The organism is Candidatus Dojkabacteria bacterium, from assembly GCA_016927995.1.
Classification (GTDB): Bacteria; Patescibacteriota; Dojkabacteria; order JAFGLO01; family JAFGLO01; genus JAFGLO01.
In genome coordinates, this window is sequence record JAFGLO010000009.1 from 13,090 (window position 1) to 28,790 (window position 15,701).

Genomic DNA, 15,701 nt, shown 5'->3' on the forward strand with positions numbered 1-15,701 from the left:
AAATTAAGCAGGAACTAACATTCCGGCTATTGTTGCTCCAGCGTTTGTTATTTCACCAATAACTGGATGTCCCTTGAAATATACATTAATCCTATCGAGTACAGCCTTAATTCTTCTAAAGAATGGAGTTTTATCAAGAAGATTTGCCAATGCCTGTAATCCTACAGGGCTTACTACTTCTTGAACAGCCAATTGCGTTCCTGGAATTTTAGCTTCTACAGCGCCACCAAAAGCAGCTACTCCTGCTGCTACAGGAGTAACAAATGCACCATTTTTATAGTTTTCCACAAATAGTGCGATATCTTCTTCTGAAAAGCCAAGTTCCGAAAGTTTACGTTTAGCTTCATTTAGATGAATAGCTCTCGATCCCAAATCAACCGCAACTCTCATTATCATATCTGTTGCACGATCTAATACAAATTTAACGATTCGCATGTGTAAAGGATTATTGGGTCTTCCATCCGCACCAAGCGACACATCTAACCTTAGTCTTCCGGGCAAGTTAGTAAGTAATGGCTCAAGTTTAGCAATAAGAGCACGACCGGTTGCGATATCGAATATGGTTGCACCAGTAAAAATTCCAAGATTTAATCCTGCATCCCCAAGTGTCTGCATAAGTGTTCTGTTGTCTGGAACGTTAAAAATGTCCCGCAAGATTCTTAAAGCAGGGTTATGTTGTGCAGTGGTTACTTCGTCAACAGCCCGATTATTGGCTTCTTTTAAAGCTGCCTCCATTTTCGTTAAGAGCATCATTTCCTTTGCTTTTTCCGGCCCAACGTCAGCAGTTAGTCTAAGCAACTCTTCTTGTTCTAGAGTTAGTTGTTGTGCTGGTTGTTCGACTGGACCCGCTTCTTGAGCTGCTTGCACAGCTTGCATTGCCGCAAGTCCGTTAAGAAAATTTGTCTTTTCTTCTTCGGTGGACAATGCATTATACTGTTCCATAACTTGAGTCGCCTGCCCTTCTGGCATATTAGCCAATACAGATTCAATTGTAGGAGCTGATTGTACCGGTGTAGACTCCACAGGAGTATCTGACTGGTTGGGAGTTGTAGAATCATCGGATATAGGGTCAGAGTCGGCGGAATTAGGTGCTAAAGGTCCGGTTGTAGCAACAGGTTCGCTTGTTACGGGTTCGTTAGTCCTATTATCAACCGGGGGACTTGAATCAGGTCCGTTTTCACTTACAAATGTCCTTGCTGCGATCACGATTGATATTCATTAATGTTATTAAAGTATTATATCAAAATTTGAACGATAGTTGAATGGTTTGTTTACTACTTGTTCCATGCGCGCTATACTATATCAATCTGATTTAAATACAATTCTATGGAAATCTTTACATTAATGTCAGGTAATCCCAAGTTTTCCGTGTTTACAATGCTTACATCGATGGTAATCGCATTCATCGTTTCTACTATTTTTGCACCTTTGCTTATTAAACTTTTGTATAAGCTACAGTTTACAGTCCAACACAGAATGATGAAAGACAAATCCAATGAAGAATTTATTAAAATCCACGGTCATAAAACCGGAACCCCGGGTATGGGGGGAATACTTATCTGGACAGTTGTTCCCATTGTGACTCTTATCCTGTTTGGGTTTACGCCACTTACTATCGCATTTTCAGCTAGCTTTGGAGTCTGGGGGTTTTTGGGATTTATTGATGGAGCAATGGTTATGCTTAAAAAAGCTGATCTTAAATTCAGACAATTTCAGGAAAGTTTTGGTTGGAGAATGGGTAAATTAGCACTTATGTATATTGTTTCCCTTATCGTTTCTTATCTTTTAGTAAGTTATTTGGGAATTAGCACAATCTCAATTGCAGGCTATATACTAAATCTTTCTGTATGGATTTTGGTCCCTGCCCTTGCGTTTTTAATGCTTGCAGGGGTTTATGCATTTGAAATTACCGACGGACTCGACGGTTTGCTTGCAGGACTTACAATTCGCTCTTTTATTGCTTTAACAATCTTACTTTTGGCACAAGGAAATTTTGAAATTCTTCCTTTGCTTGGTGTAATGTTAGGGACACTTTTCGTATATCTGTATTTTAATATTCCACCTGCTAGATTTTTCATGGGTGGACCGGGTGCAATGCCTTTAGGTGCTATCTTTTTATTCTTAGCGATTTATACAGGGAATCTTATTCCCTATTTCTTTATGAGCATTGTTATGTGGGTTGACATGGCTTCAAGTTTTATTCAGATATTTGCCATTCGGTTCTTAAAGCGCAGAATCTTTAGAATTGCTCCACTTCATCATCACTTTGAGGCAAAAGGTTGGCCTGAGCATAAAGTTACTATGCGTTTTTGGCTAATTCATCAAATTTTGTGCTTTGTGGGAATTTTGGTGGGGTTAATGGTTTAGCCCTTAACAACAGCAACAGGTGAAAGCTCCGCAACAATATCAACAAGGTCACTCTGAAATTCCATTACATCCTTAATATTTTTATACACAGAGGGCGCTTCGTCGAGATCAGTTTTATGCCTTAGCCCATGTAAAATACCTTTCGATTCAAGAAGCTTTGTCTCTCTTGCAAAATCTAATTTTTTAATAGCTTTCGACCTACTCATTTTTCTACCTGCACCGTGTGAGCAACTTTCAAAGCTTTCTTTTTCGCCTTTCCCTGACACAATGTAGCTATTTGTACCCTGCGAGCCCGGAATTATTCCAATTTCGCCCTTTCTTGCACTTGTTGCACCTTTCCTATGTACCCAAACATCTTTTCCAAAATGCCGTTCCAATGAAGCATAGTTATGTGCAATATTTATCATTGGTTCAAATCGGACACTTTTAATTTCATTACGTATGCACTCTTTTGTAACCTCCATCATAAGCTCACGATTTTTTAATGCAAAATCAACGCAATATTGCATTTCTTTTATGTACAAGTCCCCTTCTTCAGAAGTCACCGGAAGGTAATCAAGCTGATGATTTAACGGCACTGCACTACCAAACCTGTCACGAAGTGATATTGCTAGTTTATTGTAGTGTTCAGCAACTTTAAGCCCAATGTTTCTACTACCGCTATGTATCATAATCCAAACAAAACCTTCGGTATCCGTTAAAAGGTCAATAAAATGATTCCCACCACCCAAAGTTCCCACCTGTTTTCGAGCATTGTTATATTCTTGTGTAACTATAGGGAGATCGGTAAATGAAGTTGACGGCATATAATTTTCGGAAAGCATGTGCTTATGCCTGTTAAACCCCAAAGGAATACTAGCTCTAATAAATGACATGATCGAAATAAGCTGATTTTTGGAAAGATTTTTCGCACTTGTTTTTACTGCACACATACCACAACCAATATCAACACCAACCGCATTAGGTATAACTACGCCATCGGTTGCTAAAACGCCACCAATTGGCATTCCATAACCCACGTGTACGTCGGGCATAATTGCAATATGATGAAAAGCGAAAGGATGATTGGCTAAGTTTTTTGCCTGAACAAGAGCCTCATCGTCGATATGGTCGGTCCAGATTTTTATGGGAATCTTTTCTGTCTCTATTATCTGCATTATCATACTTACATAATAGCAGAACCTAATCTTTTATAACAACAACGGCCATATTGTTTAAGTTTGCAAAGCCGGTTAAAAAGGTGTCTATAGTTATGGTCTGATAAATTCCTGTTCCCACATTCATAATATAAACATTGTTTTCGTCAACACCGCGCAATAAAACTGCGTGCTCACCCCATATCCAGGGATTCTCGATTCCATCTTCTGATATCATTGTCCCCACTTCTTTTGTTTTATAATCATTGCTTGTCCACGCAATTGCAGGATATCCGTGCAAAATATAGTTTGAAAGTTCTGTAAAGTCCCAGCCTGTTTTGGATACACTTTTGGAAAATCCATTTGCAACCAAATACTCGTAGATAGGTTCGTTATAAACTCCGTAGCCATCAACGTAAACAACGGGCACATCAATATTTCCTACAAACTGTTCCTGTGGATTACTCCAGTGTAAGTTACCATCGGTATCAAAATATCGAGCCGACACAGTATCGGTTCCTACAGCAGCAATTATCTCTTCTTCTGATATATCTACACCAAAATAAAGCATTGCAGAATGAGTAGATGCAAATTCACATGATGCACGATGTTTTTGAGCATATAAAGGAATGTCTAGAAGAATTTGTGTTGAAATTGGAATTTTTGTAGCTTCCGAAAGCGACTCCGAAAGAGAAGTCACCTGATTTGTACAGCTTGATACTTCACTAGAAAGCTGGATATTTGTGTCAGATATTTCATCGACTGCTCTATTTGAAAGATTTAGTTTGTTTCGAAGCGTTTCGGAATAGATAAAAAAGGAAACAACACAAGTAATTAGGACTATGTAGGAGGTAACAAGCAGTATTACTTTAGACCTAAGTTTCATATGAAAATGATAGCACAGAAAGAAAAACTAAAGAACTCCATCTAGTACGAAAACGTCCTGAGGATATAGGTAATAGGTTCTGGATTTATCTCCTTTATAAACTGGCGGAAAAATAGTTTCGATATCTCCATCCTTCACTTCTCGTACCACACCAATTTCACCGCGAGGAAGACATTCATCGCCGGCAAGCCGATCTGTTATTACAATAACGTGATCACGCTGCTTAGGATCCTGATCAGACAAGGTTACTTCCACTTCTTTTCTGTTTACTGTTACAAGTATTTTAGTACCTGGTTCTATATCTCCGGGAAATTTATCCTTTAATTTTATAACAGGAACTTTCTGTTTTTCCACTACTAAGAGCAACTTAATTAAGTTGTCAAGCGTCATACTTAAAACATTGGTTTCACCTACTCCTCTACTGGAGCAATGCCTAGAACCAATAAATTCTGACCCATAACGTAGACCGAGTCGGACTGGCCTTGGAATGTTATAAAATAGCCCCCTGACTCAGCCCTACAATCAAAAGTGCCTACTTTCCCAGCCAGCTCTTCTAGGTCACACGAATTTCTAACGACAATAATCTGATCCCCGCGAGTAACAGTTGATCCATTAATTACTTGTAATATCATCTCCCTAAATTCTACCTCCCCGCTCTCAGGATTTTCTACAGGAACCAAAATTACATCGCCAGGTTCAAAAGTAGTCCGAAGAAAAAGTACCTCATTAGCACGTACCCCGTGAAATTTATCCGAGGATGTACGGGCGGAAAAAGTACATACAGAGGATTGTAGATCATTAGAACAACATTCTTGTGTGTTTTCCGTAATAATGCCAACGTTACCAGGAGTAGAGTTGTGTCGACGCGCAGATTCAGTAAATACAACCTGGTCACCAACCACAAATTCACCATCACCATTAGCGCTGAAGCTATCCAACACTTTTCTAAAGGTAATTTTCCCAGCCGGATCAACAAAGGGGACAACTGTACCAGTAACAAGTGGGCAGCCATCAAGTACTTTATAGCCAGATAGCTCAAAAGGAAGTTCTTCCACAGAAGATTGAGGAGAGAATTGAGTCTTTTTATTATAAGACCAAATAAGTTTCTTCCCGTATTCTACTATAAGCCCTTTACAAAATCAACCTGATAATATTTAAGTATAAACCCACAAAAGATAAAGGATGAGAAATCTAGCTTTTCGTGCTAAAATAAAGGGAGCTAATATAAACTCTTTTTAAAATAGACCCACGTAAGATAGAAGAAAAAGCAGAAGCGGTAATAGGAAGCACATTCCCAGAAGATGAAGATTTAACCCTTCCAATAAGTCTTTCGGAAATTCTTAAGAAATATTCGTTCAAAGTAAAATACGTTACATTTGATCAGGACAAAATAAAGAAACTGCTTGGATCTTCATCCAAAAACATAGTTGCCGCCCTTTTAGAGAAAACAATCTTTATAAGTAAGCTACTCTCTGCAGTTGATCAAAAACTGGCAATAGCCCACGAACTAGGTAATCACTTTGCAAACGATCTGGAATCAGTTCTCACAAGCAAAAAAGATTTACGTGTCAACGATTCACAAGACACAAAACCCGAGATAATCACAGCAAATCTTTTTGCCACCGCTTTACTTATGCCAAAAGACCTTGTAATCGGAATCTGGCAAGACGCAGGCAATATTTCCCTAATGTCACAATTATTTTTAGTAGACGAAAGTGTTATGTTATGGCGACTATATAACCTGGGCGTAATATATGACCCAATAAAAAAATTAACAAAATAGCAGATGGAGCAACCAACAAAAATTGATATACAGAAAATAGCAAAAGAGATTTCTACTACCGATCAAGTCGCAGAGCTAAAAAAAGATGAAACCAAACAGGAAGCCGAGGTAAAAAAGGTTGCAATGAAAGAAAAAATTGATTATCTTGACCAGAAACAGGAACTTGAACTAAACGATATTCTTAATAGGCTTAAAACCCGACGCTGGGTTGCTATTGTGCTTTTTATATTACTATTCTTGCAAAATATAGCTGTTTTCGGACTTTTTGTATATGTACTATTAGTTACCGGAATTCCGACAGAAAAAATAGATATGTTTAAGATAGTGCTACCCATTGTTATCCCCGCAACTCTTGGTGAAACTGCTTATGCCATAAAGGTTATTGTTGAGTGGTTGTATAAAGAAGTAAGGTATTAGTTGTTGGTTGTTAGTAGTTAGTGGCGAAGGGAGTTTATTAATGAATTAAGCTGTTTCCCAAGTTTATCGAGTCGTATTAAAAGTTTTTTTTTCTCTACATCTGATAATAAGTCACAGGTTGTCGCAAGTTCTATACATGTAACCGTCTCATTAACACTACCTCTGGCAATTCCGAGAAACCTTACAAATCCTGGCTTCGTTAACTGACCACAACCCTCAGCAATGTTAAGAGAAACGGAAATCGCAGCTCTTCTTAATTGATCAGCTAACCCAAATCGATGTTCCGGTGGAAATGGTTGAGTTAGCTTTACAATGTCTGTAGCCAGGTTAATTGATTCCTGCCAAATCCTGAGATCTCGATATGACTGCTTCATGAAACTATTTTACAGGGACCAACCAGACGGATAAATAGACTAACTTTTCAAAATGTCAACTTAAGAGATAAACTAATCATTTCCATCAACCAATTACTGTTTCCCTTATCCTACTAATTACTACCTTCCCATCGGCCTTACCCTTTAGTTTCTGCATGACTTTGCCAACCAAAAACATAATAGCAGAGTCTTTTCCGGCTTTGATTTGGGCAACAATATTGGCATTTTCGGAAATAACTTCGGAAACGGCAGAATTTAGCGCGGTTTCATCTGTTTCAACCTGGGTGTTAAGCATTCCAATGGCCTTTTGGTGATCCATTCCTGGATTTATTTTTTTATTTAGCATAGCTTTTGCAATTACTACACTATCGGCATCGGGATTTTTGTCACACAGTTCCACAAAATAGTTGTACAGCTCGGGATTTGTAACAAAGTTGTATACGAAATAATCGGCCTGCTTTTTGTTAAGCTTGTATTTATCCATAAGCTTAAACCGTTTGGCATTTGGAAGGTCAGGGAGAGGATCACTGGTTCTTGGTTGTTGATTATTAGCACCGGGATCTTTGTCCAAAAGAATTCTGGGAATATCAGGCTCGGGAAAATACCTGTAATCAGCGGCAGACTCTTTAGATCTTAGCACATATGTCTCTTTTTTCTTTTTGTTGTAACCACGAGTTTCCTGATGTAACGCTTCTCCAGTCTCTAGCGCCTTTATCTGCCTTTGTATCTCGTAGTCAATTGCCGCTTTTGCGTACCTAAACGAGTTAATATTTTTAAGTTCGACCTTATAGTTTGGTAATTGTTGGCTGTTGGAGGCTTGATTTCTGGTTGCTAATCTGACCGAAACATTAGGTTCCAACCGCATACTACCCTTTTCCATATCGGCATCCGAAATTCCTAAATATCTTGCGATTAATTGAAGCTCTTTTAGAAATTCAATAACAGTGTCACTTTCCGAAAAGTCCGGTTCTGTAACAATTTCAACAAGAGGAACTCCTGATCTGTTAAAGTTTATAAGCGTTTCATCGCCTATTCTTTTTAATGTTGCCGTGTCTTCTTCTGCATGAACACGACGAATTCTCACGGTCTGTTTTCCACCAAAATCCACGCCTTCTCCGCTTCCTAAGCCCACGGGCTCATCGTATTGGCTTATTTGGTACCCCTTGGGAAGATCCAGATAAAAATAATGTTTTCTGTCGAATTTAATACTTTGGGAGATATTACAATTAAGCGCTTGCGCTAACATAATCACATATTCAATTGCTTTATTATTTGGACTTGGCATTGCACCGGGTAACCCAAGACACACAGGACAAACCTGCGAATTAGGCTCTTTTTCGAAATGGTTAGCACTACAGCCACAAAACATTTTACTTTTTGTACTTAACTCCATGTGAATTTCGAGCCCTATTACGGCCTCGTACTTCTTATCCATTCTCAAAAGCCTCTGCAAAGTTATACAAAACATCTTCTCTAAACTTTTCACTGATTAGCTGCATTCCAATAGGCAAACCTTCTTTAGAAAACCCAGCAGGTATTGATATTGCCGGCAAACCGGTTGGGTTAATGCTTGCCGTAAATGCATCGGCTAACCACTCTTTTAACGGATCGTCAATATTTTCACCGATTTTAAATGGCAGCACAGGCATTGTGGGAGTAAGAACAACGTCAATTCTCTCGATTGCATCATTTGAAAAAACTTTCATAAAGTCAATTTCCAAAAGCCGCCTAGCCTTATTTGCTTTTTTGTAATACTGATCGGCGTAACCTTCCGAAAGTGCAAATGTTCCAATCATTACTCTACGCTTCTCTTCCTCGGAAAACCCTTCTCCTCTGGCCTGTTCCATTAAGTCACTCCAGTCAGTGTACTTTTCCGGCTCTAGTCCGAACCGTAGTCCGTCCATTCGTGCAAGATTAGAACTAGCCTCAGAAAGAGCAATAACATAATAAGCAGCAACGGCATATTTAACGTTGGGTAGAGATATATCAATAATTTTGCAACCAAGCTTTTTATATTTCTCAATCGCAGTTTCTATAACTTCTTTTACCTGCGGGTCAAGATCTTTTGTAAAGAATTCTTGTGGGATACCAATTACGTTTCGGGAAGCTCTTGGTTGTTGGTTATTAACAACTGCCCCGCTATGCGTTGTCAAATCCTTACTATCTACCCCCTCAATGATGCCAAGCACCAACTTATTATCTTCAACCGTTTTTGTAATAGGCCCTACGCAGTCAAATGAACTGGCGTAGGCAATAGCACCATAGCGAGAAACTCTACCATAAGTAGGCTTTAGCCCAACAACGCCGCAAAAACTTGCAGGGCAACGAATTGAACCTCCAGTATCCTCACCAATTGAAAAAAGCCCGCCACCATAAGCAACTGCGGCACCCGATCCACCACTTGATCCACCTGCTACATATTTGGGATTAGCTGGATTTTTGGTAACTCCGAATGCTGAGTTTTCAGTAGAGCTGCCAAATCCAAATGGATCGCAGTTAGTTTTTCCCAGTAAAACTGCACCTGCGGAATCTAACTTTTCAACTACAGTAGCACTGTACGGCGGAACAAAGCCTTCTAATATTTTTGAACCTGCCGTTGTTTCCACATCTTTTGTAACAAATACATCTTTTATACTGTATGGAATCCCATCAAGTTCTGACAATGCTTTACCCTCTGCTCTCCGCTTATCGGACGATTGAGCCTGTTTTAGGGCCAAATCAGCAACAACGGTTATAAATGCGTTAATTTGAGGACCATGTTTGTCAACTTCAGAAATTCTGTTTAAACATGACTTAGTAAGTTCTACTGATGTAATCTTACCTTCCTTTAAAAGCCTTGCAGCCTCTTTTATTGTTAATTCGTAAAGTGGTTTAGCCATTTTTTATTACAAAATAGTTGTTTCTTCCTTTTCGATTTTTTAGGACATCTTTAGGTAATAGAGATTTTTCTACCTTATCTTCCCGAAGGTCTAAAAGTTTAAGCGTGTTTTCAGATAACTTCCCTTCAGCTTCACCTTCTACTTCAGATAAAAGATTTACATATTCAAGAATAGATGATAACTGCTTCACATACTTCTCAACCTCTGCATCTGTTAGTTTTATTTTTGCAAGCTTGGCAATATGTTTTACCTGTTCGTTGGTCATGTTGATTATCGGTTGTCTGTTATTAGTTATCACTCACCTTTTTATTATATAGTGAAAATGGGAAATTGGAAAATAGGGGATTATACCTGAGTAACTAAATCAACTGAACCAAGTTTTACATCTAACTCTGCTGACACTTCCTGGGTCTCCTCACGAGATATAGGAAGTCCAAGTAATTCATATATTTTGACCGCATCATTGACTAAACCTGTTAGACCAAGTCGCTCTGCAATTTGAAGCCATCCTGTAGACATATACTCTATGGAAGTAATGGAATCATTCATCCCCTGGACCCACATGTAGCTACCCGTTGGTCGTCCTTTGTCGATCATCGCTATAGCACCTGCAGAACGTGAAAATAATCTGTTTAAGTCATTGTCAAGAATACTCTTTACCTGTTCTCTGTTCCAAAAAAGATTATACCTAGATCTAAGGTGTTCACAAATTGACTCTAACTTTATGCATTCATGTGAGGGTAACAATGTTCCATCCTTATTAACAAGGGATAGACTTAAAATGCAAGTTTCAATTACTAATGGACCCAGTATGTAGCCAGAGGCATATTTCATACCAATATTATACCACACGAAGAGGCTATTTACAGGCTAATTCTTGTGGAGGCACTCCCGGTTGCCCTTCCGCAGTAAGCGTACCTCTTTTGATACCAACGGCTGCATAATCCATTTCATAATTGCCGTCTAACAACTTATATGTCCTGTGTAAGGCACAAAATAAACTCTCCGGTAATGTAGGATGTATCACTTTTAGGTCATAAATCATTTCCATAGGCATTCTATCTAGAAGACCCCAACGATTCTGATTATCGACTGCCCAAATATATTTATTCTCACCGGACTCGTTATTAATTATTTTTACACCCGGTCTATCTTCGGCCCATTGCAGTACTGTCGTAAGAATTTTTCTAACATGTTCGTCATCAAAGTAACGAGATCTCTCAAAAATATTCCCTCCTGCGGTTGCACCAGTACTCCTCTCATAAAAGAGATTGTCAACTCCCTGTACAATTTCTTCAAAAGAAAAGGCTCTATCATTTAAATGGCCCTTTGGACCGTCATTCCCTCCCCAACCGTGGTAAGCATTAATAAAAAAGGTCTGTAACAGCATCTCCAGAAGAATTTTATCAGAGGGACCAAATCCGCAATCTCACTGGCTGGATTAATGCTTGACATCTAGATAACATAAGCTTAGTTCTCTCGCTTGTTATATCAGTAATGGGAAATTTCAGATGGCTGATCTTGCCTTAACTCGTAAGGTTGACAAACAATTTCATTCTCCCGTTGCCCTGTTATAACCAGATCACAAATACATGTTAGCTCTCTTATAAGTCTTTCTTTACCCAACATATCAGGCATATCGCTTTGCGAGGAAGGAAGTCCTTCCAAATTCACAAGACAGCTCTTAATAACGGAGTTAACATCTGAAGCAATACACCAACCGTACCAGTGTATATCGTCACCTTCAAGATACGCTTCATTGCAAAGTATTGGGGTGGCACCCGTATTCCACGTGTGATTATACTTTAACTTTTTTTAAACGACATCTTTCATTAAATCTAGGTCAACACTAAAGCCATAATTGTGAAGGGTACGAGCCACTCCTTCTAAGCTAAATACACTGGACTCAAGACCTGATCGCAAATTAAGGCTACCAGTAACATTCTCTCGTATAATAAAGGACCGAATCGTTAAGACAGCTGTCAAAATCGTGGCGATTTGATTTTTGTCAGTTATTGGAACCAAGACGCCTTCGCTCGCAGTTCCGTTTCCGAATATAATCATTTCTTTCACGGCGCCAACTTACCGGCGAATTGTAACACGTTTATGTGAACATTTAAAGAGTCTGCGTGCTTAAACAATGAATTAACAGTAACTCAAACCGACTACATTTTGGTGACAATTTGTGACATTACCTATGGCGTTATTCGCTTAATCATCCTTGGGAAAGGAATGGTCTCGCGAATATGATTAATTCCACAAATCCACCTAACATACCGCTCTAAGCCAATTCCAAATCCACTGTGCGGCACACTTCCATATTTTCGTAAGTCAAGATACCATTGGAACTCGGACATATCAAGCCCTTCACGTTTAATCTGTGCCACCAACTTGTCATAGTCATCTTCACGTTCACTCCCCCCAATGACCTCACCATAACCTTCAGGAGCAAGCATATCGGCGTTAAGCACTCGACTAGAATCCTCCGGATCTTCTTTCATGTAAAAGGCTTTAACTTCTTTAGGATATTTTTCGACAAAAATCGGTCTGTCATATTGCTTGGTAAGAATTGTTTCGTCGTCGGCACCAAGGTCATCTCGCTCCTTTATATCGGAACCAAGCTTAGCTAACATTGCCACAGCCTCCTTATGAGTAATAATAGGATAATCACCTTTTGTACTAGCCTCCAGCTTACTAATATCACGCCCTAGTATACTTAACTCTTTTTTACATTCCGATAGAACTTTTTTAACAATATAAACGGTAAGATCTTGCTGCAGTTGCATGTTTTTCTTGTGATCAAAGAAAGCAGCCTCGGCATCCATCATCCAAAATTCGGTTAAATGCCTACGAGTCTTACTTTTTTCGGCTCTAAATACCGGGCCAAAATCAAACACACGTGAATGCGCCATAATTGCTGCCTCAAGATAAAGCTGGCCTGACTGAGTAAGAAAAACACTAGGACCATCCTTTGCACCATCATCCCATGCAGGGGTATATGGAACTTCGAACAAAGTAGTTGTACCTTCGCAAGCATTTGGAGTAAGTATTGGTGAGTCAAGTTTTATGAAATCCTCTTTGTGTAAAAACTCGTAGATAGCAGTAATTATTTTATCTCTTATTCGAATAATCGCCCACTGACGTTTATCCCTTAGCCACAAGTGCCTATGATCAAAAAGATATGTAGCTCCATGCTCGCTGCCATCACGTTTTTTAGCAATAGGATAATCATCGGGCGATAAACAAAGTACCTTTGCAGATGTTACGGAAAGTTCATGACCACCTTCGGATCGATCGTCTTTTTTGACAACGCCCGTAACCGAAACTGATGATTCAATAGTAACTTTTGAAAGTTCATCGAAATCTTTACCCAACTCTTTCGAGGCCACTGCTTGAATAAATCCATAACCATCACGAATCTGCAAAAATATTATTGAACCGGATGAGCGTTTTCCATACACCCAGCCACGAATTGTTACCTCTTTTCCATCATGTTTTGCAATATCTTTTAGTAAAATCGTATCCATTTATAAAAAATTAGAATTTATGTTTTAGTATATATCCCACCTGCTTTTGTAGCAAGTTGTATAGAAAAATTGTATCTGAAAAGTTTAAATCCCCTAGTGGGGATTATTATTGAGGGAATTGGAAATAGAAGGCATAGTTAAAATGTTATATTTTGCACGTTTGTAGGCTATATGTTTAAAAGGGTCCTTTTGCATTTCCATGAGGTAATTATAACGCAGAGCGCAGGGGAAAACAATATTCCCCTGCCGATTTACCCAGCCTTGCCAGGAAGAAAAAAGTCGGAAAAACTACTATTTAACCCAATCTTTTATTATAGGAACTTCAACTTTCTCGCCATTGTATGCTTTAATTGCAAGGATCACCTGATAAATAAACAATGCAATGCTTGGAAGTCCGCAGAGAAGCCAAGAAATACTTGGAAGGATTACTACCAAGATTCCCACGTAAAGCGACTGCATTACGTTTGATTTAACCTCGTTCCAATGAGCTGTTTCTTTTTCTGTTAAAAGAAAGATCACACTGGAAATTGGAGCAAAAATCCAACTCAGAAGGCCAATAACGTTAGGCTTAAGGCCTGTTCCCTTGCTAACGGTTGTTCCTTCAACTACTTTTGTGTCAGCCATTACAAAAAAAAATAAAATTTAGATGCACTAGTATAATGGGTTTAAGAATTTTCAGCAAGCAGGAATACTTTGTTTAAAATCTTGGTTAGTTTTGTTACAATACACAACTTTATTTTATGATTCACAAAATGGCATACGTTGTATATAAATATAAACGCTGGCTGGGTAAGAAACCTGTATACACAGTTGAGCAGGCCGGTGAAACCTATTCAGTATTTCGTTTTTTAAGTTATGTCGGTATTTATTGGATATTTCCGTATCCTATTTGCTATGGATATGTCCTGGTACATAAAGACAAAACGGTTAAATTAACTCCCGGTATGTTTAGAAAAATAAAACATAATTTAATATCACAAGAGAATTTATCAAACTATATAAAAAATGCACCCGATGTCCAAACAGAGCGAATGTACCCATTTATTGGTATGATTCAAACCAGCTGGCTTACATTACTCCCTATCTTCATAATTATTAATTTAATTGTGATATTGGCTACAATAGGAAGTTATCAAGAAGTAAAAAACTCTTCATATGTATCAGTCGGTACTATTGTAGATGAATATGTTTCAAATAAAACACTTGATGTTAACGGGTTTTTGCCGCTTGTTGCGGGCTATTGGACCTTTGACGATGGCACATATGCTATTCCAATGGCCAATGAAAAAGAAGATAAACCAAATGAATGGGGTTATCTTTGGGTGGTTGGTACAAAAGACAAGTTAGAAAGTAATGGAATTAGTTTTGACAAATATATAGCCCAGGTGGACTCATGTGCGGATTTTGTTGATCCTATAAGTGACTTAGAGGAATGGAATGACGAACAGCTTACCGGCTACTTAGAAAACTGTTTCTATTATCCAACACAAGATCTGTATGGAAGAGTTGTACTTGCAAGCACTTTAGACGATTATGATTTTATTGGAGCTTCGTCTGAAGAAAATATGCATTTATTTATGAACGATTGGTTTTCTGCTACAGCCGATGAATACAAAGAACAAGTTTTACTACTTAAGAAGAAGGACACCTCGGCAATTTCATATGCAATACCTTTAATCATAATGAACCTTATGTTTGGAACAATTTTTGGTGTTATCTGGCTTTTAGGATATTTTAATAATAAAAAACTTGCAAAGTATTTTTCAGACAACGCCCCTCAAAGTAAATAAGGGAAGAATTTGATTAGAAACAATCGTGCGTTCGAACAGTAAATATTGCAGGCCCCAAAGTCACCCTGGACCCAGCAAAGTCAACCATTCGTTACACTCATGGGACTTTGCGGGACGTGGATTCGAACCACGATCGACGGCTTCAAAGGCCGCTGTCCTACCATTAGACGATCCCGCAAAAAGAATAAAGTATCGTCGGAAAACATTTTGGACTTCAAACCATTATATATGAGTCCAATCCTCGATGCCGTAAGGTTATCGGGAAGACGATCCCGCAGTAATCTATATACGCCCGACATGGAAAGCGACGATAAACCCTACGTCGCTTAAACTTTCCCTAGAAAGGGAAGAATGTTGCGAACACCTGCAGCAACAAACAAAGAAAGCTTAAACAGTGATTCCTGTCGGACATTTTAAAGAACCTACGCCCGACACGGAAAGCGACGATAATTCCCTACGTCGCTTAAACTTTCCCTAGAAAGGGAAGAATGTTGCGAACACCTGCAGCAACAACAAGAAAGCTTAAACAGTGATTTCTGTCG

At 38.8% G+C, this 15,701-nt stretch carries 17 protein-coding genes and 1 tRNA gene; 4 read left to right on the forward strand and 14 right to left on the reverse strand.

What is annotated here, in order from left to right:
- Positions 1-3: 3 nt before the first annotated feature.
- Positions 4-1,206, reverse strand: coding sequence for a hypothetical protein (locus JW962_02680; protein MBN1374214.1), 1,203 nt, complete (start codon positions 1,204-1,206; stop codon positions 4-6).
- Positions 1,207-1,326: 120 nt separating this feature from the next.
- On the opposite strand from JW962_02680, the gene JW962_02685 reads away from it, so the two are divergent.
- The gene (locus tag JW962_02685; protein MBN1374215.1) at positions 1,327-2,367 is read left to right on the forward strand and encodes a hypothetical protein; all 1,041 of its coding nucleotides are present in this window, start codon (positions 1,327-1,329) and stop codon (positions 2,365-2,367) included.
- Here the strand turns inward: JW962_02685 and JW962_02690 are convergent.
- Genes JW962_02690 through JW962_02705 form a run of 4 tightly spaced genes read right to left on the reverse strand, consistent with a single transcriptional unit; the run spans position 2,364 to position 5,444 of the window.
- Positions 2,364-3,527, reverse strand: coding sequence for an RtcB family protein (locus JW962_02690; GenBank protein MBN1374216.1), 1,164 nt, complete (start codon positions 3,525-3,527; stop codon positions 2,364-2,366). The two genes, JW962_02685 and JW962_02690, sit on opposite strands and share 4 nt — an antisense overlap.
- A gap of 22 nt (positions 3,528-3,549) precedes the next feature.
- Positions 3,550-4,389 (reverse strand): C39 family peptidase, encoded by an 840-nt coding sequence (locus JW962_02695; protein ID MBN1374217.1) that lies wholly within the window; start codon positions 4,387-4,389, stop codon positions 3,550-3,552.
- Positions 4,390-4,416: 27 nt separating this feature from the next.
- Positions 4,417-4,743 carry a hypothetical protein gene (locus JW962_02700; GenBank protein MBN1374218.1) on the reverse strand — a complete coding sequence of 109 codons (327 nt, stop codon included), beginning with the start codon at positions 4,741-4,743 and terminating at the stop codon, positions 4,417-4,419.
- Between the two features lie 56 nt (positions 4,744-4,799).
- Positions 4,800-5,444 (reverse strand): hypothetical protein, encoded by a 645-nt coding sequence (locus tag JW962_02705; GenBank protein ID MBN1374219.1) that lies wholly within the window; start codon positions 5,442-5,444, stop codon positions 4,800-4,802.
- 185 nt (positions 5,445-5,629) lie between these two features.
- Here JW962_02705 and JW962_02710 point away from each other — a divergent pair, with 185 nt between their 5' ends.
- Together JW962_02710 and JW962_02715 are read left to right on the forward strand one after the other, a co-directional pair.
- Positions 5,630-6,172 carry an ImmA/IrrE family metallo-endopeptidase gene (locus JW962_02710; GenBank protein ID MBN1374220.1) on the forward strand — a complete coding sequence of 181 codons (543 nt, stop codon included), beginning with the start codon at positions 5,630-5,632 and terminating at the stop codon, positions 6,170-6,172.
- A gap of 3 nt (positions 6,173-6,175) precedes the next feature.
- Complete coding sequence (locus JW962_02715) at positions 6,176-6,589, forward strand: hypothetical protein (GenBank protein ID MBN1374221.1); 414 nt, start codon at positions 6,176-6,178, stop codon at positions 6,587-6,589.
- 17 nt (positions 6,590-6,606) lie between these two features.
- Here the strand turns inward: JW962_02715 and JW962_02720 are convergent, their stop codons facing one another.
- The 8 genes from JW962_02720 to JW962_02755 form a co-directional block, all read right to left on the reverse strand.
- Positions 6,607-6,963: a four helix bundle protein gene (locus JW962_02720; protein MBN1374222.1), complete on the reverse strand. Its 357-nt coding sequence runs from the start codon at positions 6,961-6,963 to the stop codon at positions 6,607-6,609.
- A gap of 85 nt (positions 6,964-7,048) precedes the next feature.
- Positions 7,049-8,398, reverse strand: coding sequence for an Asp-tRNA(Asn)/Glu-tRNA(Gln) amidotransferase subunit GatB (gene gatB / locus JW962_02725; GenBank protein MBN1374223.1), 1,350 nt, complete (start codon positions 8,396-8,398; stop codon positions 7,049-7,051).
- On the reverse strand, positions 8,391-9,842 hold the full coding sequence (gene gatA / locus JW962_02730) for an Asp-tRNA(Asn)/Glu-tRNA(Gln) amidotransferase subunit GatA (protein ID MBN1374224.1): 1,452 nt from the start codon (positions 9,840-9,842) through the stop codon (positions 8,391-8,393). Before gatA ends, gatB begins: the two co-directional genes overlap by 8 nt.
- Entirely contained in the window at positions 9,835-10,140 is a 306-nt protein-coding gene (gene gatC / locus JW962_02735; GenBank protein MBN1374225.1) for an Asp-tRNA(Asn)/Glu-tRNA(Gln) amidotransferase subunit GatC, read from the reverse strand. The genes gatA and gatC overlap by 8 nt, the downstream gene beginning before the upstream one ends.
- Before the next feature lie 47 nt (positions 10,141-10,187).
- Positions 10,188-10,676 carry a hypothetical protein gene (locus tag JW962_02740; protein ID MBN1374226.1) on the reverse strand — a complete coding sequence of 163 codons (489 nt, stop codon included), beginning with the start codon at positions 10,674-10,676 and terminating at the stop codon, positions 10,188-10,190.
- Between the two features lie 25 nt (positions 10,677-10,701).
- Positions 10,702-11,232 carry a hypothetical protein gene (locus JW962_02745; GenBank protein ID MBN1374227.1) on the reverse strand — a complete coding sequence of 177 codons (531 nt, stop codon included), beginning with the start codon at positions 11,230-11,232 and terminating at the stop codon, positions 10,702-10,704.
- Positions 11,233-12,037: 805 nt separating this feature from the next.
- Positions 12,038-13,369 carry an asparagine--tRNA ligase gene (gene asnS / locus JW962_02750; protein MBN1374228.1) on the reverse strand — a complete coding sequence of 444 codons (1,332 nt, stop codon included), beginning with the start codon at positions 13,367-13,369 and terminating at the stop codon, positions 12,038-12,040.
- A gap of 291 nt (positions 13,370-13,660) precedes the next feature.
- Positions 13,661-13,993 carry a hypothetical protein gene (locus JW962_02755; protein MBN1374229.1) on the reverse strand — a complete coding sequence of 111 codons (333 nt, stop codon included), beginning with the start codon at positions 13,991-13,993 and terminating at the stop codon, positions 13,661-13,663.
- Between the two features lie 128 nt (positions 13,994-14,121).
- On the opposite strand from JW962_02755, the gene JW962_02760 reads away from it, so the two are divergent.
- Positions 14,122-15,159 (forward strand): hypothetical protein, encoded by a 1,038-nt coding sequence (locus JW962_02760; GenBank protein ID MBN1374230.1) that lies wholly within the window; start codon positions 14,122-14,124, stop codon positions 15,157-15,159.
- 107 nt (positions 15,160-15,266) lie between these two features.
- On the opposite strand, the gene JW962_02765 is transcribed toward JW962_02760, so the two are convergent.
- Positions 15,267-15,337: transfer RNA gene (locus JW962_02765), tRNA-Gln, on the reverse strand.
- Positions 15,338-15,701: the final 364 nt, after the last annotated feature.